At 68.2% G+C, this 22,507-nt stretch carries 11 protein-coding genes, 1 tRNA gene and 2 rRNA genes; 13 read left to right on the top strand and 1 reads right to left on the bottom strand.

Features of this window, described 5'->3' with window-relative positions; genetic code table 11:
- Positions 1 to 135: 135 nt before the first annotated feature.
- From AMK24_RS11410 to AMK24_RS11400, 3 genes are all read left to right on the top strand, one after another.
- Positions 136 to 3,262: ribosomal RNA gene (locus AMK24_RS11410) — 23S ribosomal RNA — on the top strand.
- Between the two features lie 247 nt (positions 3,263 to 3,509).
- Positions 3,510 to 3,626: ribosomal RNA gene (rrf, locus tag AMK24_RS11405) — 5S ribosomal RNA — on the top strand.
- Between the two features lie 321 nt (positions 3,627 to 3,947).
- Positions 3,948 to 4,020, top strand: a tRNA-Thr gene (locus tag AMK24_RS11400).
- Positions 4,021 to 4,086: 66 nt separating this feature from the next.
- Here the strand turns inward: AMK24_RS11400 and AMK24_RS11395 are convergent.
- Positions 4,087 to 6,714, bottom strand: a complete 2,628-nt coding sequence (locus tag AMK24_RS11395; protein ID WP_073767699.1) for a SpoIIE family protein phosphatase — start codon at positions 6,712 to 6,714, stop codon at positions 4,087 to 4,089.
- A gap of 398 nt (positions 6,715 to 7,112) precedes the next feature.
- On the opposite strand from AMK24_RS11395, the gene AMK24_RS11390 reads away from it, so the two are divergent.
- From AMK24_RS11390 to AMK24_RS11345, 10 genes are all read left to right on the top strand, one after another.
- Entirely contained in the window at positions 7,113 to 12,572 is a 5,460-nt protein-coding gene (locus tag AMK24_RS11390) for a HAMP domain-containing protein (protein ID WP_073767697.1), read from the top strand.
- 244 nt (positions 12,573 to 12,816) lie between these two features.
- Entirely contained in the window at positions 12,817 to 13,500 is a 684-nt protein-coding gene (locus tag AMK24_RS11385) for a response regulator (RefSeq protein ID WP_073767695.1), read from the top strand.
- A gap of 168 nt (positions 13,501 to 13,668) precedes the next feature.
- Positions 13,669 to 16,458: a DNA translocase FtsK gene (locus AMK24_RS11380; protein WP_073768777.1), complete on the top strand. Its 2,790-nt coding sequence runs from the start codon at positions 13,669 to 13,671 to the stop codon at positions 16,456 to 16,458.
- Between the two features lie 320 nt (positions 16,459 to 16,778).
- Positions 16,779 to 17,582 (top strand): helix-turn-helix domain-containing protein, encoded by an 804-nt coding sequence (locus AMK24_RS11375; protein WP_073767693.1) that lies wholly within the window; start codon positions 16,779 to 16,781, stop codon positions 17,580 to 17,582.
- A 174-nt stretch (positions 17,583 to 17,756) separates the two neighbouring features.
- Complete coding sequence (rimO, locus tag AMK24_RS11370) at positions 17,757 to 19,238, top strand: 30S ribosomal protein S12 methylthiotransferase RimO (protein WP_073767691.1); 1,482 nt, start codon at positions 17,757 to 17,759, stop codon at positions 19,236 to 19,238.
- Positions 19,235 to 20,065 carry a CDP-diacylglycerol--glycerol-3-phosphate 3-phosphatidyltransferase gene (gene pgsA, locus AMK24_RS11365; protein ID WP_073767689.1) on the top strand — a complete coding sequence of 277 codons (831 nt, stop codon included), beginning with the start codon at positions 19,235 to 19,237 and terminating at the stop codon, positions 20,063 to 20,065. The genes rimO and pgsA overlap by 4 nt, the downstream gene beginning before the upstream one ends.
- Entirely contained in the window at positions 20,062 to 20,571 is a 510-nt protein-coding gene (locus AMK24_RS11360; protein WP_073767687.1) for a CinA family protein, read from the top strand. Before pgsA ends, AMK24_RS11360 begins: the two co-directional genes overlap by 4 nt.
- A 109-nt stretch (positions 20,572 to 20,680) precedes the next feature.
- Positions 20,681 to 21,064: a helix-turn-helix domain-containing protein gene (locus tag AMK24_RS11355; RefSeq protein WP_015611861.1), complete on the top strand. Its 384-nt coding sequence runs from the start codon at positions 20,681 to 20,683 to the stop codon at positions 21,062 to 21,064.
- A gap of 291 nt (positions 21,065 to 21,355) precedes the next feature.
- Positions 21,356 to 21,826: a Dps family protein gene (locus AMK24_RS11350; protein ID WP_073767685.1), complete on the top strand. Its 471-nt coding sequence runs from the start codon at positions 21,356 to 21,358 to the stop codon at positions 21,824 to 21,826.
- Between the two features lie 293 nt (positions 21,827 to 22,119).
- On the top strand, positions 22,120 to 22,389 hold the full coding sequence (locus tag AMK24_RS11345; protein ID WP_073767683.1) for a helix-turn-helix transcriptional regulator: 270 nt from the start codon (positions 22,120 to 22,122) through the stop codon (positions 22,387 to 22,389).
- Positions 22,390 to 22,507: the final 118 nt, after the last annotated feature.

Raw genomic sequence — 22,507 nt, 5'->3', positions numbered from 1 at the left:
TTGTTGGGTGTCTGAGGGTGCGGCCGAATTGTGGCTGTCCTTCTGATCCGGCCCCAGTGAACTCATCCGGTTTCGGGTGGGGTGGTGGGTGGCTGGTCGTTGTTTGAGAACTGCACAGTGGACGCGAGCATCTGTGGCCAAGTTTTTAAGGGCGCACGGTGGATGCCTTGGCACCAGGAACCGATGAAGGACGTGGGAGGCCACGATAGTCCCCGGGGAGCTGTCAACCAAGCTTTGATCCGGGGGTTTCCGAATGGGGAAACCCGGCAGTCGTCATGGGCTGTCACCCGCTGCTGAACACATAGGCAGTGTGGAGGGAACGAGGGGAAGTGAAACATCTCAGTACCCTCAGGAAGAGAAAACAACCGTGATTCCGGGAGTAGTGGCGAGCGAAACTGGATGAGGCCAAACCGTATGCGTGTGATACCCGGCAGGGGTTGCGCATGCGGGGTTGTGGGATCTCTCTTTCACAGTCTGCCGGCTGTGAGGCGAGTCAGAAACCGTTGGTGTAGGCGAAGGACATGCGAAAGGTCCGGCGTAGAGGGTAAGACCCCCGTAGCTGAAACATCAACGGCTCGTTTGAGAGACACCCAAGTAGCACGGGGCCCGAGAAATCCCGTGTGAATCTGGCGGGACCACCCGCTAAGCCTAAATATTCCCTGGTGACCGATAGCGGATAGTACCGTGAGGGAATGGTGAAAAGTACCGCGGGAGCGGAGTGAAATAGTACCTGAAACCGTGTGCCTACAAGCCGTGGGAGCGTCGCTGGCAGCACTTGTGCTGTCAGTCGTGACTGCGTGCCTTTTGAAGAATGAGCCTGCGAGTTAGCGGTGTGTAGCGAGGTTAACCCGTGTGGGGAAGCCGTAGCGAAAGCGAGTCCGAACAGGGCGGTTGAGTTGCACGCTCTAGACCCGAAGCGGAGTGATCTAGCCATGGGCAGGTTGAAGCGGAGGTAAGACTTCGTGGAGGACCGAACCCACCAGGGTTGAAAACCTGGGGGATGACCTGTGGTTAGGGGTGAAAGGCCAATCAAACTCCGTGATAGCTGGTTCTCCCCGAAATGCATTTAGGTGCAGCGTCGTGTGTTTCTTGCCGGAGGTAGAGCACTGGATAGGCGATGGGCCCTACCGGGTTACTGACCTTAGCCAAACTCCGAATGCCGGTAAGTGAGAGCGCGGCAGTGAGACTGTGGGGGATAAGCTCCATGGTCGAGAGGGAAACAGCCCAGAGCATCGACTAAGGCCCCTAAGCGTACGCTAAGTGGGAAAGGATGTGGAGTCGCAGAGACAACCAGGAGGTTGGCTTAGAAGCAGCCACCCTTGAAAGAGTGCGTAATAGCTCACTGGTCAAGTGATTCCGCGCCGACAATGTAGCGGGGCTCAAGCGTACCGCCGAAGTCGTGTCATTCGTACACATATCCCCAACGGGAGTACGGATGGGTAGGGGAGCGTCGTGTGCCGGGTGAAGCAGCCGCGGAAGCGAGTTGTGGACGGTTCACGAGTGAGAATGCAGGCATGAGTAGCGATACACACGTGAGAAACGTGTGCGCCGATTGACTAAGGGTTCCTGGGTCAAGCTGATCTGCCCAGGGTAAGTCGGGACCTAAGGCGAGGCCGACAGGCGTAGTCGATGGACAACCGGTTGATATTCCGGTACCCGCTTTGAAACGCCCAGTACTGAATCAGGCGATGCTAAGTCCGTGAAGCCGGCCCGATCTCTTCGGAGTTGAGGGTAGTGGTGGAGCCGATGAACCAGACTTGTAGTAGGTAAGCGATGGGGTGACGCAGGAAGGTAGTCCAGCCCGGGCGGTGGTTGTCCCGGGGTAAGGGTGTAGGACGCACGGTAGGCAAATCCGTCGTGCATTGAAGTCTGAGACCTGATGCCGAGCCGATTGTGGTGAAGTGGATGATCCTATGCTGTCGAGAAAAGCCTCTAGCGAGTTTCATGGCGGCCCGTACCCTAAACCGACTCAGGTGGTCAGGTAGAGAATACCGAGGCGTTCGGGTGAACTATGGTTAAGGAACTCGGCAAAATGCCCCCGTAACTTCGGGAGAAGGGGGGCCATCACCGGTGATCCGATTTACTCGGTGAGCTGGGGGTGGCCGCAGAGACCAGCGAGAAGCGACTGTTTACTAAAAACACAGGTCCGTGCGAAGCCGTAAGGCGATGTATACGGACTGACGCCTGCCCGGTGCTGGAACGTTAAGGGGACCGGTTAGCTGCCTTTCGGGGCGGCGAAGCTGAGAACTTAAGCGCCAGTAAACGGCGGTGGTAACTATAACCATCCTAAGGTAGCGAAATTCCTTGTCGGGTAAGTTCCGACCTGCACGAATGGCGTAACGACTTCTCGACTGTCTCAACCATAGGCCCGGTGAAATTGCACTACGAGTAAAGATGCTCGTTTCGCGCAGCAGGACGGAAAGACCCCGGGACCTTTACTATAGTTTGATATTGGTGTTCGGTTCGGCTTGTGTAGGATAGGTGGGAGACTGTGAAGCGGCCACGCCAGTGGTTGTGGAGTCGCCGTTGAAATACCACTCTGGTCGTGCTGGATGTCTAACCTGGGTCCGTGATCCGGATCAGGGACAGTGTCTGATGGGTAGTTTAACTGGGGCGGTTGCCTCCTAAAGAGTAACGGAGGCGCCCAAAGGTTCCCTCAGCCTGGTTGGCAATCAGGTGTTGAGTGTAAGTGCACAAGGGAGCTTGACTGTGAGACCGACGGGTCGAGCAGGGACGAAAGTCGGGACTAGTGATCCGGCAGTGGCTTGTGGAAGCGCTGTCGCTCAACGGATAAAAGGTACCCCGGGGATAACAGGCTGATCTTCCCCAAGAGTCCATATCGACGGGATGGTTTGGCACCTCGATGTCGGCTCGTCGCATCCTGGGGCTGGAGTCGGTCCCAAGGGTTGGGCTGTTCGCCCATTAAAGCGGTACGCGAGCTGGGTTTAGAACGTCGTGAGACAGTTCGGTCCCTATCCGCTGCGCGCGTAGGAATATTGAGAAGGGCTGTCCCTAGTACGAGAGGACCGGGACGGACGAACCTCTGGTGTGCCAGTTGTCCTGCCAAGGGCATGGCTGGTTGGCTACGTTCGGAAAGGATAACCGCTGAAAGCATCTAAGCGGGAAGCCTGCTTCGAGATGAGTGTTCCCACCCCCTTTGAGGGGTTAAGGCTCCCAGTAGACGACTGGGTTGATAGGCCAGATGTGGAAGCCCGGTAACGGGTGGAGCTGACTGGTACTAATAGGCCGAGGGCTTGTCCTCAGTTCGGCCCTCGCGGCTGCCGCGCGCGCTCCACCCCCCGGCGCCCGCCTGAGCGCTGACGCNGAGGGGTTAAGGCTCCCAGTAGACGACTGGGTTGATAGGCCAGATGTGGAAGCCCGGTAACGGGTGGAGCTGACTGGTACTAATAGGCCGAGGGCTTGTCCTCAGTTGCTCGCGTCCACTGTGTTAGTTCTGAAATAACGAACGGCCGTGTTTCTGTCCGGTGTGTTTGATTGTTTCATAGTGTTTCGGTGGTCATTGCGTTAGGGAAACGCCCGGTTACATTCCGAACCCGGAAGCTAAGCCTTTCAGCGCCGATGGTACTGCAGGGGGGACCCTGTGGGAGAGTAGGACGCCGCCGAACAATTATTGTGGGAAGCCCCGCACCGTCATGGTGCGGGGCTTTCCTGCGTTCACCACCCATTCTTCCCCGACCCGTTCACCGGGTTGTCCGGTTCGACTTGGGTGGGGCCGGCACTTCCTGCCTCCGAGTGCCTGGTGGTGTCGTCCCGGCCTCCGGCGGCGGGCAGGAGTGCCGGCCGTGCGACCTGTTGAGGGCCCCCGGAGAGGGCTGCGAAAGGGGCGTAAGGGACGGCGCTTATGGTCCGTGGGACCAGGAACGACACCGATTATGAGCAATCCCCGATCCCGTGTATGGTTTACCTCGTTGCCGCAGGGCAACGAGGCCCCAATAGCTCAGTCGGTAGAGCGTCTCCATGGTAAGGAGAAGGTCTGCGGTTCGATTCCGCATTGGGGCTCAGAGAGAAACGAAAGGCCCCCGCCTGATGGCGGGGGCCTTTCGCGTTGAGACCGGACGGGGCGGGTCAGACCAACGGGGGCTCGGGGACACGCATCGCGAGGATCGCCATGTCGTCCGACGCGGGCTCGGCGGCGAAGCGCTCCACGGCCCGCAGGATGCGGGCGGCCACCGCTCCGGCCGTCAGGCCCGTACAGGTCGACAGGACCTCCGCGAGACCGTCGTCGCCCAGCATGCGGGTTCCCTCACGGCGTTCGGTGACACCGTCCGTGACGCACAGCAGGACGTCGCCCGGATCGAGGACGACCTCCTGCTCGTACAGCTCCAGGTCGTCGAGGACGCCGAGGAGGGGCTGCGGTTCGGCGGCCGGCTCGACGGAGCCGTCCTGGCGCAGACGCAGCGGCAGAGGGTGGCCGGCGCAGACGACCTTCAGGAGGGCGCTGCCGTCCTCCCGGGGCCACAACTCGCCGTACAGCAGGGTCAAGAAGCGGCTGCGGGCGCCCTCGTCGAGGATCGCCGCGTTCAGCCGCTCCAGGACGGCGGGGCCGCCGAAGCCCTCGCGGGCCAGCAGGCGCAGCGCGTGGCGGGCCAGACCCGTGACGGCCGCCGCCTCAGGGCCCGTGCCGCAGACGTCGCCGATGGCGAAGCCGTACGCGCCGTCGCTGATCGGGAAGACGTCGTAGAAGTCGCCCCCGACCTCGTTGCCCTCCCCGGCGGCACGGTAGATGACCTCGATCTCCACGTTCGGCACGTCGGGGAGGCCCGGAGGCAGGAGACTGCGCTGGAGGGACTGGCTGATCGCCATGCGCTCCGAGTACAGGCGGGCGTTGTCCAGGGCCAGGGCGGCCCGGCGGGACAGGTCCTCGGCCAGTTCCAGGATCTCCTGGCGGAAGTGGTCGTCCGAGGGCTTCCCGAGCGTCAGCATGCCGATCACGCGGTTGCGGGCGACCAGCGGGAGGACCACGGTCTCACCGCCGACCGCCTGGGCCGTGGCGAGCGTGGTGCGGGTGGCCGTGCTCATGCTCAACGGAGCGTCGTAGGCCAGGCTGCGGGTCGAGGTGGCCAGGGCCGCCCGGTGCCCCGCCTCCGAAGGCGCGGCCCAGACACGGGCGCCCGGGGCCGGCACCGGATCGGGCGGGGAGATCGTGGAGAGCAGGGCCTTGAGCCCGTCGATGAGGTCCTCGTCCTCATGGAGCACATACGAGAGGTACGGCTCGGAGGACTGGTCCGCGATCGTGTAGACGGCGCACCAGGTGGCGAGGGTCGGGACCGTCATCTGGGCCATGAGCGCCAGGGTCTGGTCCCGGTCGAGCGTGCCGGCCAGCAGGTCCGACGCCTCGACGAGGAACGACAGGGAGCCGCGGCGCAGCCGTTCCAGCTCGCCGAGGCGCGCGGACTCCACGGCGAGCGCGATGCGGTCGGCGGCGAACTGGAGGCGCAGGGCCTCCTCGTTCGAGTAACGGCCGGCGCCCTCCGCCGCGACGCCGAGGGAGCCGGTGAGCCTTCCCTCGACCTTCAGCGGCACCGTGACGACCGAGCGCATCCCCGTGTCGGCGAGCAGGGGGACGGCGCCGGGCACGGCGGTCAGGTCCTCGTGGACGGCGGGCATGCGGGCGGAGCCGTAGCGTCCCGTACCGGCTTCGACGGGAACCCGGGCGAAGCGCTGGCGGGCCGAGGGGAGGCCCGTCGTCGCGCGGACCTCCAGCTCCGTCTCGTCGTCCGTGGCGAGCAGGAGGAACGCCGCGTCGGCGTCGAGCATGTCGCGGGCCCGCTCCACCGTCCGCTGCAGGAGGCCGTCCAGGTCGTCGGGGGCGGGGGAGCCGATGAACACCTCGAAGGGGTCCGCCGTACGGTTGTCGGACGAGGCGTCGGAAACCGGGGCGCGGACCGGCGACTGGAGGACGGCGCGTTCGTCGTCGCGGACGAGGAGGCAGACCGTAGACGGCTCGCCCTCGTTGTCGCGGACCCTCAGGTGCGAGGCGTAGACGGCGATGGTCCGGCCGTCGGCGCCGCGGACCCCGTAGCTGCCCTCCCAGCGGGAGAGCCGGAGGGCGTCGGCGATGCCCGTGCTGGTCCCGGGGGTGTGCGGCCAGGCCACGAAGTCGGTGAACTGCTTGCCGGTGACCTGCTCCGTGGTGTGCCCGAACACATACGTCGCGTCGTCGTTCCAGGCGCTGATCGCGCCCGTGCCGTCGATCTGGACCACGGCGACCCGGACTCGCCCGTCCGTGACGGGCAGGAGCGAGGTGGGCAGGACCGGGCCCGCCGAGCGGATGCCCACCGGCCGGTGGGGCAGGTCCAGCTGGAACCAGACGTGCTTGCGGGTGGGGCTGTACTCCACGCCCCAGCGGGAGGCCAGGGCGGCACAGAGGAGCAGCCCGCGGCCGTTCTCACGGTCGGGGCTGCCGAAGTCGATGCCGCTGCTCTGGAGCGGTACCTCGCGTTCCGGATAGTGGTCGGCGACCTCGACGCGAACGCCTTCCGCGGTGCGCAGGCACAACACGTCCGCGGCGGTGCCCGCATGGACGACGGCGTTGGTCACGAGCTCACTGGTGAGAACGACGGCGTCGTCGACGACATCGTTGTAGCCCCACCCCTGAAGCGTGTCCCGGACGAAGGCGCGGGCGGTCGCGACAGAGCGCCCGACCGGTTCGAACGTGGCGGCCGCGCGCGCGGTGATCACAGCACTCCCCATATTGGTGTCTCGTCGCTTCCCCGAGTCCTGTGCCCGTTTCTCGCCGCTTCGACTCGCCTGCCAGGCTAGACCTTCGGCGAAGGTCCCGGGTACACGAGGGCCGAGTTCGGGACAAGTCGCCCCGGTGGTACGCGGGCGCATCAGTATGGGTCCGCGGCGCGGAGGACGGGGGGCGATCGGAGCGGGTGGTCCGGCGACCGGTTCCGGCCTGGTACGTTGCAACGATTTGACCTCTGCCCGGCCGTCCGTTGACGGTGTGCGGTGGCGGTGAGCCAAAGTGGAACCGGGCAGGCTTCCGAAGAGGCCCGGGTGAAACGGTCAACCCCTGCGGGAGGGACACGGTGGAGTCTGGCGTGGCGGCGCAGGGTTCGAAGGCGCGTACAAAAGGCGGGCAGTCCGTGAAAAAGCAGCGCAATGGCACCGTCGAAGTGGACGCGGCGGCCCTGAACAGAGTGCTCGGGGCCCTCGTGGCGATGCGCGACGGCAATTTCCGCCGACGGCTCACCGTCTCCGGGGACGGCGTCCTGGCGGAGATCGCGGCGGTCTTCAACGAGGTGGCCGACCGCAACCTCCACCTCACCGGTGAGCTGGCGCGCGTACGGCGGGTGGTCGGGCGGGAGGGGAAGCTCACCGAACGCCTGGAGACGGGCGCCTGCGAGGGCTCCTGGGCCGCCGCGATCGACGCCTCCAACGAGCTCGTCGACGATCTCGCGCGGCCCGTCTCCGAGGTGGGCCGGGTCCTGTCGGCGGTCGCCGACGGCGACCTGGAGCAGCGGATGGAGCTGCGCTCGCACACGCAGGACGAGACGGTGCGCCCGCTGCGGGGGGAGTTCCTGAAGGTCGCCCGTACGGTCAACAACCTGGTCGACCAGTTGTCGGTCTTCACCGAACAGGTGACCCGGGTCGCCGTCGAGGTGGGTACCGAGGGCAAGCTCGGGGGCCAGGCGCAGGTGCGCGGGATGTCCGGGTCCTGGAAGGACCTCACGGACTCCGTCAACACCATGGCGTACCGGCTCACCGCTCAGGTGAGGGACATCGCCCTGGTGACGACGGCGGTCGCCAAGGGCGATCTGTCCCGCAAGGTCACCGTCCATGTGGCCGGCGAGATGCTCCAGCTGAAGAACACCGTCAACACGATGGTGGACCAGCTGTCCTCGTTCTCCTCCGAGGTGACGCGCGTCGCCCGCGAGGTGGGGACGGAGGGCGAGCTCGGCGGCCAGGCGACCGTGCCGGGCGTCGCCGGTGTGTGGAAGGACCTCACCGACTCCGTCAACACGATGGCGGGCAACCTCACCTCCCAGGTGCGCGGGATCGCGGAGGTGACGACGGCGGTCGCCAACGGCGACCTGACGCAGAAGGTCACGGTGAGCGCCCGCGGCGAGGTCGCCCAGCTCGCCGAGACGATCAACCAGATGACCGAGACGCTGCGCACCTTCGCGGACGAGGTGACGCGAGTGGCGAGCGAGGTCGGCGGCGAGGGGCTGCTCGGCGGGCAGGCGCAGGTGCCGGGGGCCGCGGGGACCTGGAAGGACCTCACCGACTCGGTGAACACGGTCTTCCGGAACCTGACCACGCAGGTGCGGGACATCGCGCAGGTGACCACGGCGGTGGCCAGCGGTGACATGTCGCAGAAGGTCACCGTCGACGTGGCCGGGGAGATGCTGGAGCTGAAGAACACCGTCAACACGATGGTGGACCAGCTCCAGTCGTTCGGTTCCGAGGTGACGCGGGTCGCCCGGGAGGTCGGCGTCGAGGGCCGGCTCGGGGGCCAGGCCGAGGTGCCGGGCGCGGCGGGGACCTGGAAGGACCTCACCGATTCGGTGAACACCGCCTTCCGCAACCTGACCGGTCAGGTCCGGGACATCGCGCAGGTCACCACGGCGGTCGCCAACGGCGACCTCTCCCAGAAGGTCACCGTCGACGTGGCCGGGGAGATGCTGGAGCTGAAGAACACCGTCAACACGATGGTGGCGCAGCTGTCCAGCTTCGCCGACCAGGTGACGCGGATGGCCCGGGACGTGGGCACCGAGGGCCGCCTCGGCGGTCAGGCACGGGTGGACGGCGTCTCTGGTACGTGGAAGGAGTTGACGGACTCCGTCAACTTCATGGCCGGGAACCTCACCTCCCAGGTGCGGCAGATCGCCCAGGTGACGACGGCGGTGGCGCGGGGCGACCTGTCGCAGAAGATCGACGTGGACGCCCGGGGCGAGATCCTGGAACTCAAGAACACGATCAACACCATGGTCGACCAGCTCTCGGCCTTCGCCGACCAGGTCACCAGGGTGGCTCGCGAAGTGGGTACGGACGGGCGCCTCGGGGGCCAGGCGCAGGTGCCCGGCGTGGCCGGAGTGTGGCGGGACCTCACCGATTCGGTGAACGGCATGGCGGGCAACCTCACCGCCCAGGTCCGCAACATCGCGCAGGTCGCCACGGCGGTGGCGCGCGGTGACCTGTCGCAGAAGATCGACGTGGACGCCCGGGGCGAGATCCTGGAACTCAAGAACACCCTGAACACGATGGTGGACCAGCTGTCCAACTTCGCGGAGCAGGTGACGCGGGTCGCCCGCGAGGTGGGCACGGAGGGCATCCTCGGCGGCCAGGCCGAGGTCCAGGGCGTCTCCGGTACGTGGAAGGACCTCACCCAGTCCGTCAACGGCATGGCGAACAACCTGACCCTCCAGGTCCGCAACATCGCCGAGGTCACCACCGCGGTCGCCAAGGGCGACCTCTCCAAGAAGATCACCGTCGACGCCAAGGGCGAGATCCTCGAACTGGTCACGACCGTCAACACGATGGTCGACCAGCTGCTGAACTTCGCCGACGAGGTGACCCGAGTGGCCCGCGAGGTGGGCACCGAGGGGATTCTCGGCGGTCAGGCGCGGGTGCGCGGGGCGACCGGCATCTGGAAGGACCTGAGCGACAACGTCAACCTGATGGCCAACAACCTCACCAGCCAGGTGCGCAACATCTCCCGGGTCTCCTCCGCGGTCGCCAACGGCGATCTGACGAAGAAGGTCACCGTGGAGGCGCGGGGCGAGGTCGCGGAGCTGGCCGACACCGTCAACACGATGGTGACGACGCTCTCCTCGTTCGCCGACGAGGTCACGCGTGTGGCCCGCGAGGTGGGCACGGAGGGCGAGCTGGGCGGCCAGGCCCGGGTGCCGGGCGTCTCGGGGACCTGGAAGGACCTCACCGAGTCCGTGAACTCGATGGCCTCCAACCTGACCGGTCAGGTGCGGCAGATCGCCACGGTCACCACCGCCATCGCCAAGGGCGACCTGACCAAGAAGATCGACATCGACGCGCGCGGCGAGATCCTGGAGCTGAAGAACACCATCAACACGATGGTCGACCAGCTGTCCTCGTTCGCCGAGCAGGTGACCCGGGTCGCCCGCGAGGTGGGCACCGAGGGGCAGTTGGGCGGGCAGGCGCGGGTGCGGGACGTGGACGGCACCTGGCGCGACCTCACCGAGTCGGTGAACGAGATGGCCGGCAACCTGACGCGCCAGGTACGGGCCATCGCGGCGGTCGCCACGGCGGTGACGCGCGGCGATCTGAACCTCAAGATCGACGTGGACGCGGCCGGTGAGATCCAGGTCCTCCAGGACAACATCAACACGATGATCGCGAACCTGCGCGACACCACGCTCGCCAACAAGGAGCAGGACTGGCTGAAGGGCAACCTCGCCCGGATCTCCGGTCTGATGCAGGGCCGCCGCGATCTGGACGACGTGGCCTCGCTGATCATGAGCGAGCTGACGCCGGTGGTCTCGGCGCAGCACGGCGCGTTCTTCCTGGCGATGGCTCCGGGAGATTCGGACGAGGTCGGTCCCGACAACGGCGAGGACGGCTCGTACGAGCTGCGGATGCGGGGGAGTTACGGCTACTCCGCGGGTTCGATGCCGACCTCCTTCCGGCCCGGGGAGACGCTCATCGGGACGGCGGCCGAGGAGAAGCGGACGATCCAGGTGGACAACGTGCCGCCGGGGTACCTGAAGATCTCCTCCGGGCTCGGGGAGGCCCCTCCGGCGCATGTGATCGTGCTGCCGGTGCTCTTCGAGGGCAAGGTCCTCGGCGTGATCGAACTGGCCTCCTTCCAGCCGTTCACGCACATCCAGCGGGACTTCCTCAACCAGCTCGCCGAGATGATCGCGACGAGCGTCAACACGATCAGCGTCAACACCAAGACCGAGAAGCTGCTGGAGCAGTCGCAGGAGCTGACCGAGCAACTGCGCGACCGTTCGCAGGAGTTGGAGAACCGTCAGAAGGCGCTCCAGGCGTCCAACGCCGAACTGGAGGAGAAGGCCGAGCTGCTGGCCCAGCAGAACCGCGACATCGAGGTGAAGAACACCGAGATCGAGGAGGCGCGCCAGGTGCTGGAGGAGCGCGCCGAGCAGCTCGCGGTCTCGATGCGCTACAAGTCCGAGTTTCTGGCGAACATGTCGCACGAGCTGCGCACGCCGCTCAACTCGCTGCTGATCCTCGCCAAGCTGCTGGCGGACAACGCCGAGGGCAACCTCTCGCCGAAGCAGGTGGAGTTCGCCGAGACGATCCACGGGGCCGGGTCCGACCTGCTCCAGCTGATCAACGACATCCTGGACCTGTCGAAGGTCGAGGCGGGCAAGATGGACGTCAGTCCCACCAGGATCGCGCTGGTCCAACTGGTGGACTACGTGGAGGCGACCTTCCGCCCGCTCACCGCGGAGAAGGGGCTCGACTTCTCCGTGCGGGTCTCGCCGGAGCTTCCCGCCACGCTGCACACCGACGAGCAGCGCCTGCTCCAGGTGCTGCGCAATCTGCTGTCCAACGCCGTGAAGTTCACCGACAGCGGTGCGGTGGAGCTGGTGATCCGGCCGGCCGGCGCCGACGTGCCCCACGCGATCCGGGAACATCTGCTGGAGGCGGGTACGCTCCGCGACCCGGACGCGGACCTGATCGCGTTCTCGGTCACCGACACCGGGATCGGGATCGCGTCCAGCAAGATGCTGGTGATCTTCGAGGCGTTCAAGCAGGCGGACGGCACGACGAGCCGCAAGTACGGCGGCACCGGTCTGGGCCTCTCCATCAGCCGGGAGATCGCCCGGCTGCTCGGCGGCGAGATCCATGCGGCGAGCGAGCCGGGGCGGGGTTCGACCTTCACCCTGTACCTGCCGCTGCACCGCGCCGAACTGCCGCCCCAGGGTTACCCCTCGACGGGTTCCGGTTCGGCCGAGGCGCTGGGCGGCGCGGGGGAGCCGGGGCAGGCTGCGTCGCCGCAGGACCAGCAGGGCCCGCTCGGCGACCCGGCCAACTCCGCCGGGGTGTTCCGCCGGCGGCGCAAGGCCCTGGGGGACGCGGCCCGCAGGGCCGCGCTGCCGGCCGGCCGCACCGCTCCCGGGAGCGCGCCGTCGCAGGAGGAATGGGTGCAGGGCGGCCAGGGCGACGGTCCGGCGCAGGATCAGGACGCCGGGGAGGAGCAGGCCCCCAGGCGGACATTCCGCTTCCGGGGGGAGAAGGTCCTCATCGTCGACGACGACATCCGCAACGTCTTCGCGCTCACCAGCGTGCTGGAGCAGCACGGACTGGCGGTGCTGTACGCGGAGAACGGCCGTGAGGGCATCGAAGTCCTGGAGCAGCACGACGACGTGACGGTCGTGCTGATGGACATCATGATGCCCGAGATGGACGGTTACGCGACGACGACCGCGATCCGGCGGATGCCGCAGTTCGCCGGGCTCCCGATCGTGGCGCTCACCGCGAAGGCGATGAAGGGCGACCGGGAGAAGGCCATCGACTGCGGAGCTTCCGACTATGTGACGAAGCCGGTCGATCCTGATCACTTGCTCGCGGTCATGGAGCAATGGATGCACGGAGAGTGATCGAAGACTGAGCGAATCGGCAGGAGTTGTTGTCCGACTCTGCTCGAACGGGTGTGAACCCGCTGCATTCGGGGAACCTTCTGGTCTCTCACCGCGTTTGCGGTATGTGCACGGTGACATCGCGGTGACAGGGTGTGGTGACGGGCGGGGTGCGGCTACCATGACCGGCACAAGGACGGACGGCGCAAGGGAGTCGTCCCCTGAGGCGGCACCCGGCGCATTTCCGGGGCGAGGAGGACGGGCCATGGTGCAGAAGGCCAAGATCCTCCTGGTCGATGACCGGCCGGAGAATCTGCTGGCGCTGGAGGCCATCCTCTCTGCGCTCGATCAGACACTGGTCCGGGCATCGTCAGGGGAGGAGGCGCTCAAAGCGCTGCTCACGGACGATTTCGCGGTCATTCTGCTGGACGTCCAGATGCCGGGCATGGACGGCTTCGAGACCGCCGCGCACATCAAGCGGCGGGAGCGGACCCGGGACATCCCCATCATCTTCCTCACCGCGATCAACCACGGTCCGCACCACACCTTCCGCGGCTACGCGGCCGGTGCGGTGGACTACATCTCGAAGCCGTTCGACCCGTGGGTGCTCCGTGCCAAGGTCTCGGTCTTCGTCGAGCTGTACATGAAGAACTGCAAGCTCCGGGAGCAGGCGGCGCTGCTGCGCCTGCAGTTGGAGGGCGACGGCCACGCGGGCGGTCGGCACGAGAAGGAGCCGGCCGGTCTGCTGGCCGAACTCTCCGCGCGGCTCGCCGCGGTCGAGGAGCAGGCCGAAGCGCTCTCCAAGCAGCTCGACGACGAATCCGCGGACGCCGCGGCGGTCGCCACCGCCGCCCACCTGGAACGCAAGCTGACCGGTCTGCGCCGGGCGCTCGACGCCCTGGAGCCGGGCACCGGCGGAAGCGCGGGCGTGCTGCCCGCTCCGAGCTGACCCCGCCCGCACCGCTCCGGCCCGCCGCCCCGGCGCACGCCGGTTCCCGATGGCGCGTCGGGCACCGAGGTGAACGGACGTCACTTCCCAGCCGCCTGTAGGCGACACGGACGGGTGAACCAGTAGGCGAACGTGTTCACGGGCGTCGACAGCGGTAACCTCGGCACCATGGCCTCACGTACGTCCGGCAAGGGTTCCCAGGGCACGGCGGGCACCACGAAGCGCGTCGGCCGTACCGCGGGGCCGGCGAAGAAAGCCGCGCCCGCGAAGAAGGCCGCCGCGAAGAGGGCGGCGGCTCCCGTGAAGAGGGCCCCCGTCAAGAAGGCGGCGGCCAGGAAGCCCGCGCCCAAGCCGGCGCCGTCCCCCACCGGCGGCCTCTACCGCCTGGTACGCGCGGTCTGGCTCGGGACCGCGCACGGTGTCGGCGCGGTGTTCCGCTCGATAGGGCGCGGAGCCAAGGGACTTGACCCCGCCCACCGCAAGGACGGCCTCGCGCTGCTGCTGCTCGGCCTGGCGCTGGTCGTCGCCGCCGGCACCTGGTCCAACCTCCAGGGCCCGGTCGGCGACCTGGTCGAGATGCTGGTCACCGGCGCCTTCGGGCGGCTCGATCTGCTCGCGCCGATACTCCTGGGCGCGATGGCGGTGCGGCTGATCCTCTATCCGGAGCGGCCGGAGGCCAACGGCCGCATCGTGATCGGGCTGTCCGCCCTCGTCGTCGGCGTCCTCGGCCAGGTCCACATCGCCTGCGGTTCGCCGGGCCGGGACGCGGGCACCGAGGCGATGCAGGACGCGGGCGGCCTGATCGGCTGGGCCGCCTCCAAGCCGCTGATCTTCATGATGGGCGAGGTCCTCGCCGTACCGCTGCTCGTGCTGCTGACCGTGTTCGGGCTCCTCGTCGTCACCGCCACCCCGGTCAACGCCATCCCGCAACGGCTGCGTCAGCTGGGCGTCCGCCTCGGCATCGTCGAACCGGACCCCGAGGACCTCGGGGGGTACGAGGACGACGACGAGCGCTACGACGAACAGTGGCGCGAGGCCCTGCCCGCCGGATCCCGCCGGCGCGGGGGCCGGCGCACCGACGCCGGCCCGGCCCCCCACCACGACCAGGCCGAGGAGGAGGCGCTCACCAAGCGGCGCAGGACCCGCCGGCCCTCCGCCCAGCCCGCGATGAACCGGCCGTTGGACGCGGTGGACGTCGCGGCCGCCGCCGCTGCCGCGCTCGACGGGGCGGTACTCAACGGCATGCCGCCCTCCCCGGTCGTCGCGGACCTGACGCAGGGCGTCTCCGTGGACCGGGAGCGCACCGGTACGCCCGTGCCCGGCGCCCGGGAGGCCGAACAGGAGGAGCGCCCGAAGCCGGGCGTGCGGAAGTCCGTCCCCGCGTCCGGGGACGCCGAGGAGCGGTCGGGCGGGGTGCCCGACCTGACCAAGCCCGCCCCCGAGTCCTCGCCGGGGCTGCCCGCCCGCGCCGAACAGCTCCAGCTCTCCGGCGACATCACGTACTCCCTGCCCTCGCTCGACCTGCTGGAGCGCGGGGGGCCCGGCAAGACCCGCAGCGCCGCCAACGACGCGGTCGTGGCCTCGCTGACCAACGTCTTCACCGAGTTCAAGGTCGACGCCGCGGTCACCGGCTTCACCCGGGGGCCGACGGTCACCCGCTACGAGATCGAGCTCGGCCCCGCCGTGAAGGTCGAGAAGATCACAGCCCTGGCCAAGAACATCGCCTACGCCGTGGCCAGCCCGGACGTGCGGATCATCTCCCCGATCCCCGGCAAGTCGGCGGTCGGCATCGAGATCCCCAACAGCGACCGGGAGATGGTCAACCTCGGAGACGTGCTGCGCCTGGCCGAGGACGACGACCCGATGATGGTGGCCTTCGGCAAGGACGTCGAGGGCGGCTACGTCATGCACAGCCTGGCCAAGATGCCCCACATGCTGGTGGCCGGCGCCACCGGCTCCGGAAAGTCCTCCTGCATCAACTGCCTGATCACCTCGGTCATGGTGCGGGCCACCCCCGAGGACGTGCGGATGGTCCTCGTCGACCCCAAGCGCGTCGAGCTGACCGCGTACGAGGGCATCCCCCACCTCATCACCCCGATCATCACCAATCCCAAGAAGGCCGCCGAGGCGCTCCAGTGGGTCGTCCGCGAGATGGACCTGCGCTACGACGACCTGGCCAACTTCGGCTACCGGCACATCGACGACTTCAACAAGGCGGTGCGCGAGGGCAAGCTCAAGCTGCCCGAGGGCAGCGAGCGGGAGCTGTCCCCGTACCCCTATCTCCTGGTGATCGTCGACGAGCTGGCCGACCTGATGATGGTGGCCCCGCGCGACGTCGAGGACTCCATCGTCCGCATCACCCAGCTGGCCCGCGCGGCCGGAATCCACCTGGTGCTGGCCACCCAGCGGCCCTCGGTCGACGTGGTGACCGGCCTGATCAAGGCCAACGTCCCCTCCCGGCTCGCCTTCGCCACCTCCTCGCTCGCCGACAGCCGCGTCATCCTCGACCAGCCCGGCGCCGAGAAGCTCATCGGCAAGGGCGACGGGCTCTTCCTCCCGATGGGCGCCAACAAGCCCACCCGCATGCAGGGGGCGTTCGTCACCGAGGACGAGGTCGCCGCCGTCGTCCAGCACTGCAAGGACCAGATGGCCCCGGTCTTCCGGGAGGACGTCGTCGTCGGCACCCAGCAGAAGAAGGAGATCGACGAGGACATCGGCGACGACCTGGACCTGCTCTGCCAGGCCGCCGAACTGGTCGTCTCCACCCAGTTCGGATCGACCTCCATGCTCCAGCGCAAGCTCCGGGTCGGCTTCGCGAAGGCGGGACGGCTGATGGACCTCATGGAGTCCCGCTCCATCGTCGGACCGAGCGAGGGCTCCAAGGCGCGCGACGTCCTCGTGAAACCCGACGAACTCGACGGCGTGTTGGCCGTCATCCGCGGGGAATCCGCTCCGTAACGGAATCCGCTCCGTAAAGGTTTTGTGGGCAACCGTTTCGTACGGCCGTACGTCCAGTTGAAGGGAGGGACGGAACCGTGCTCCTCCCCGTAGCCCGCTCCGTCTCGCCCCGCCCGTGCCCCCACCCCCGTTCGGCCCACTACCGGTTGCCCAGTCCTCGATCGGGGCCGTGCTCCGCCGCCGCTCCTCCCCGGAGCCGGAAGCGGGGCCGACCGGCGAACCCGATGGCGTACAAAGTCGTCCCTCCCGGTTGCCCCTCCCTTTCGTACCCCCCCTAGACTGAACATCCAGCAGGTGGCTCACGCTCGAAAGGCGCCCCCGTGTCCATCGGCAACTCCCCCGAAGACGACCGGCCTTCGATCGGTCGTGCCCTTCAGCAGGCTCGTATCGCCGCAGGTCTGACGGTCGAGGAAGTCAGCAGCTCCACCCGGGTGCGCATGCCCATCGTGCACGCGATCGAGCAGGACGACTTCTCCCGCTGCGGCGGCGACGTCTACGCCCGCGGCCACATCCGCACGCTCGCCCGCGCCGTGGGCCTCGATCCGGAACCGCTGGTCGAGGAGTACGACGCCGACCACGGCGGCCGTCCCGCTCCGACCCCGGCGGCCCCCCTCTTCGAGGCGGAACGCATCCGGTCCGAACCCCGGCGGCCCAACTGGACCGCCGCCATGGTCGCGGCCATCGTCGCCGTCGTCGGGTTCGCCGGGTTCACCCTCTTCAACGGAGGCGAGGACGAACCCTCCAACACCGCGCAGCTCGCGGAAGGCTCCCAGCCCGACAAGTCGGCGGCCAAGCCCACCGCGACCAAGCCTGCCGCCCCCAAGCCCGTGCCCTCCGAGAGCGCCATCGCCGCCGCCCCCCGGGACAAGGTGACGGTCAAGCTCAGCGCCGACCGGGGCAAGAGCTGGATCTCGGCCAAGGACCACAACGGACGGCTGCTCTTCGACGGGCTGCTGCTCCAGGGCGAGTCCAAGACCTTCCAGGACAACGAGCGCATCGACCTCGTCCTCGGCGACGCCGGGGCGATCCAGCTCTTCGTCAACGGAAAGCAGGTCCAGGACCGCTTCGGTCCCGGCCAGGTCGAACGCCTCACCTACACCAAGGGCGACCCCGAGGCAGGCTGATCCGCCGCCCTCACCTCTCCGCAGGCGCCACGACGGGCGTCCGGCCCCGCGCCGGGCGCCCGCCGGTCTTCCCGGGCCCGCGCCCGTCACTCCCCGTAGCGGAAAAGCGCTCGTGGGTGGCCTCGGCAACCCTGCACGGCAGGAGGGGCGCGGGGACGAAGTAGTCTTGAGTCCATGCCCGAACGCCGTACCGTCGCCCTTGTCACTCTTGGCTGCGCCCGTAACGAGGTGGACTCGGAGGAGCTTGCAGGCCGCTTGGCAGCGGACGGCTGGGACCTCGTCGAGGATGCCTCCGACGCGGATGTCGCAGTCGTCAACACCTGTGGGTTCGTCGAAGCCGCCAAGAAGGACTCCGTCGACGCCCTGCTCGAAGCCAACGATCTGAAGGACCACGGCCGCACCCAGGCCGTCGTCGCCGTCGGCTGTATGGCCGAGCGCTACGGGAAGGACCTCGCCGAGGCCCTGCCGGAGGCGGACGGCGTCCTCGGATTCGACGACTACGCCGACATCTCCGACCGGCTCCAGACCATCCTCAACGGCGGCATCCACGCCTCGCACACCCCGCGCGACCGCCGCAAGCTGCTGCCGATCAGCCCCGCCGAGCGGCAGGACGCCGCCGTGGCGCTGCCCGGCCACGCCCAGGAGACGCCCGCCCCCGCCCCCGAGGACCTGCCGGAGGGCGTCGCTCCGGTCTCCGGACCGCGGGCCCCGCTGCGCCGCCGCCTCGGCACCAGCCCCGTCGCCTCCGTGAAGCTCGCCTCCGGCTGCGACCGCCGCTGCTCCTTCTGCGCCATCCCCTCCTTCCGCGGCTCCTTCATCTCGCGCCGCCCGTCGGACGTGCTCCAGGAGACCCGCTGGCTGGCCGAGCAGGGCGTCAAGGAGGTCATGCTGGTCTCCGAGAACAACACCTCCTACGGCAAGGACCTCGGCGACATCCGCCTGCTGGAGACCCTGCTGCCCGAGCTGGCCGACGTGGACGGCATCGAGCGGATCCGGGTCAGCTACCTCCAGCCCGCCGAGATGCGCCCCGGCCTCATCGACGTGCTCACCTCGACGCCGAAGGTCGCCCCGTACTTCGACCTCTCCTTCCAGCACTCCGCCCCCGGCGTGCTGCGCGCGATGCGCCGCTTCGGCGACACCGACCGCTTCCTGGAGCTGCTGGACACCATTCGGAGCAAGGCGCCCGAGGCCGGCGCCCGCTCCAACTTCATCGTCGGCTTCCCCGGCGAGACCGAGGCCGACCTCGCGGAGCTGGAACGCTTCCTCACCGGTGCCCGCCTCGACGCGATCGGCGTCTTCGGCTACTCCGACGAGGAGGGCACCGAGGCGGTCGGTTACGAGAACAAGCTCGACGCCGACACCATCGCGGAGCGTCTCGCCCACATCTCCCAGCTGGCCGAGGAGCTGACGTCGCAGCGCGCCGAGGAGCGCGTGGGGGAGACCCTCCAGGTGCTGGTGGAGTCCGTGGAGTCGGACGAGGACGGCGAGGTCGCGGTCGGGCGCGCGGCTCACCAGGCACCCGAAACGGACGGCCAGGTGGTCTTCACCACACGCGAGGGACTCGTGCCGGGCCGTATGGTCGAGGCGAAGGCAGTGGGCACCGAGGGCGTGGACCTGGTGGCCGAACACCACGAGCTTGCGGAGGCGGCCAGATGACGGGAGTCCCGGCATCCGCGGCAGGCGGCTCCGGCGCGAAGCCGGTCCGCGGCGGCAAGCTGGGCACTGCGGCCGTCAACCAGGCCAGCCTGTGGAACATCGCCAACATCCTCACCATGGTCCGGCTGCTGCTGGTGCCCGGCTTCGTCCTGCTGCTGTTCCACAACGGCGGGTACGACCCGGCCTGGCGCTCCTTCGCCTGGGCGGCTTTCGCCGTCGCGATGATCACCGACCTGTTCGACGGCCATCTGGCACGGACGTACAACCTGGTCACGGACTTCGGGAAGATCGCCGACCCGATCGCCGACAAGGCGATCATGGGGGCCGCGCTGGTCTCGCTGTCCGTCCTGGGCGATCTGCCGTGGTGGATCACCGGAGTGATCATCGCGCGTGAGCTGGGGATCACGCTGATGCGGTTCTGGGTCATCCGCCACGCGGTGATCCCGGCCAGCAGAGGCGGCAAGCTCAAGACGCTCGCGCAGGGGACGGCGGCCGGGATGTACGTCCTGGCCCTCACGGGGCCCCTGGCGACGCTGCGGTTCTGGGTGATGATGGTCGCCGTCGTGCTGACGGTGGTCACCGGACTCGATTACGTACGCCAGGCGCTCGTCCTGCGTCGCAGGGGCCTCGCCGCCGAGCGGGCCGCGGCGGAAGCGCGGGCGGCGGACACCGCGGAGGCCCTGCGGGCGGTCGCCGGTTCTCCCGTGGGCGCCGGGCCGGCCGGCGCCGTGACGGATGTACGGGGTGGTGGGACGGACGCGCGGTCGGGGCCGGCGGACGTCCGGGGAGCCGCCGAGGCGCGGGGCGCCGCGGAGGCCGAGCGGTGACAGCCGCTGCCCGGGTGCTCCGGTCGCTCGGAGCGCGGGGCGAGACGCTCGCCGTCGCGGAATCGCTGACGGGCGGCCTGGTCGCCGCCGAGCTGACGGCCGTACCCGGCGCCTCCCGCTCCTTCCGGGGTTCGGTGACGGCGTACGCCACCTCGCTGAAGCGGGACGTCCTGGGCGTGGACGGGTCTCTCCTGGCGGAGCACGGAGCGGTGGACCCCGAGGTCGCGGTGCAGATGGCGGCCGGGGTGCGCCGGGTTCTCGACGCGGACTGGGGGATCTCCACCACGGGGGTCGCCGGGCCGGAGCCGCAGGACGGGCAGCCGGTCGGCACGGTGTACGTGGCCGTGGCCGGGCCCTCCGGCGTCGAGAAAGTCACTGCTCTGCGGTTGAATGGTAGGAGGGCGGATATCCGTAATGAGAGTGTGCGAAGCGTCCTCGAACTGCTCGCGGGCGAACTCGGCGGGAATGCGCGGGCACAGGATACGGAACAACACGGGGGGAATTGATGTTTGCAGCCCTGAGTGAACACGACATCGCTCCCCGCACGGCCGCAGCCCAAGGCGGTACGGTAGGGCGTGAAGGATGCGGCTACGCGGTCCGAGGAGGGAGCCACCGATGATTCTGCTCCGTCGCCTGTTGGGTGACGTGCTGCGTCGGCAGCGCCAGCGCCAAGGCCGTACTCTGCGCGAAGTCTCCTCGTCCGCCCGGGTCTCGCTCGGTTATCTCTCCGAGGTGGAGCGGGGGCAGAAGGAGGCATCCTCCGAACTGCTCTCCGCGATTTGCGACGCGCTTGACGTACGGATGTCCGAGCTCATGCGTGAGGTGAGCGACGAGCTCTCGCTCGCTGAGCTCGCCGAGTCGGCAGCTGCCACTGATCCGGTGCCAGTGCCGGTTCGCCCCATGCTCAACTCCGTCTCCGTCTCGTCGGTCGCAGGTGTGCCGTCGGGCCGGGTGACCATCAAGGCGCCCGCGGAAGCGGTGGACGTCGTCGCCGCTTGATTCCAGCGGCGCAATCGCTCGACCGGAGTCCCGGTCGGCCCTACCGGGCCGGCCGGGACTTTCGCGTGGGAGGGACGGGGCCCCGGTTCGGCGGGTGAGCCTGCGGGCGCGAAGTGGGGGCGGGCCCGGCTTCTGTGTGAGCTGTGCTTCATCCGTGGAGGACGGGTGTGAGACCTCGTCCGGGGGGCAGACGGAGGACAAGGCCCACATGACCGTTTTGCTTCATATGTGCCATCGTGGGTGATGCACCGAAACGGTCGGTCAAGCGGCTGACGGATGGGAGTAGCGCACATGACTGTGGTCAAGAGCACGTTGTCCGAGGGTGACCTGAAGGTCGTGGGAACGGCGCTGCAAGGCGCTCTGGTCGACCTCGTCGACCTGTCCCTGGTGGCCAAGCAGGTCCATTGGAACGTGGTCGGTCCGCGCTTCCGCTCCGTGCACCTCCAGCTCGACGATGTCGTCACCACGGCCCGCCAGCACTCCGACACCGTCGCCGAGCGCGCGTCGGCGGTCGGCGTCAACCCGGACGGGCGGTCCGGCACCGTGGCCAAGGAGACCGCCATCGCGTCCGTGCCCGAGGGCTGGATCAAGGACACCGACGCGGTGAAGATCCTGGTGGACGCGCTGGGCGTGGTCATCGGCCGGATGCGGGAGCGCATCGAGGTGACCGACGAGCCGGATCCGATCACCCAGGATCTGCTGATCGCGCTGACGGCGGAGCTCGAGAAGCACGCCTGGATGTTCCAAGCGGAAAGCGCCTGACCAGGTCAGGGGCCGGGATGGGGTGTGACCTGCGAAGTAATGCATCCCGAGGTATCCCGCTACGTCTGGCGGCATCCCGTAGTCATACGGAAGAACTCCGGAATCTGGCTGCCTGCCGGAAGGATTCCGGAACGCCAGACCGCCCCTGACCACTGGAACAACAGCTCACGACGTCGCAGAACGTCGAACGGCCCGGCACCCCGTACGCGGGTGCCGGGCCGTTGTGCTGCTCTGGTCGAAAGAGCGGCCGTTTAGGTACTGACACAAGATCATCGGCGTTTGACGTTTGGCCTGTGCCCCTCCGACGAACAGCGCCACCCCCCTGGGCCATCGACCGCCGACGACTCCTCGGCCAGCGCATCGCCCATCACCGCCGCGAGACGGGCCTCTCGCAAGAACAGCTCGCCGACCGCATCGGCGTAGAGCGCCGCACCATCCAGCGGTACGAGGCTGGCAGCCGAGACCCCCGATTCACCGACCTGCTTCTCATCGCGGCGGCCTTAGGCGGCAGAGTGGAAGACCTCGTGTGCGAGGAGGACCCGCCGGCCCCGGCCTCGCCGTGACCCAGACCAGCGGGAGTCAGCGGCGGTGACAGGAGCAGTCGCAGCGGCGGGTCTCCAGCGGCCGCGTCCACCGCGGGGCGCCCGGGAGCCGGGTCTCCCCGGGGCCGGGGCACTCCGC

The organism is Streptomyces sp. CB02366 (genome assembly GCF_001905905.1).
GTDB lineage: Bacteria > Actinomycetota > Actinomycetes > Streptomycetales > Streptomycetaceae > Streptomyces.
Note: the sequence above shows the minus strand (reverse complement) of the source record. Positions and strands in the feature narration are given on the sequence as shown.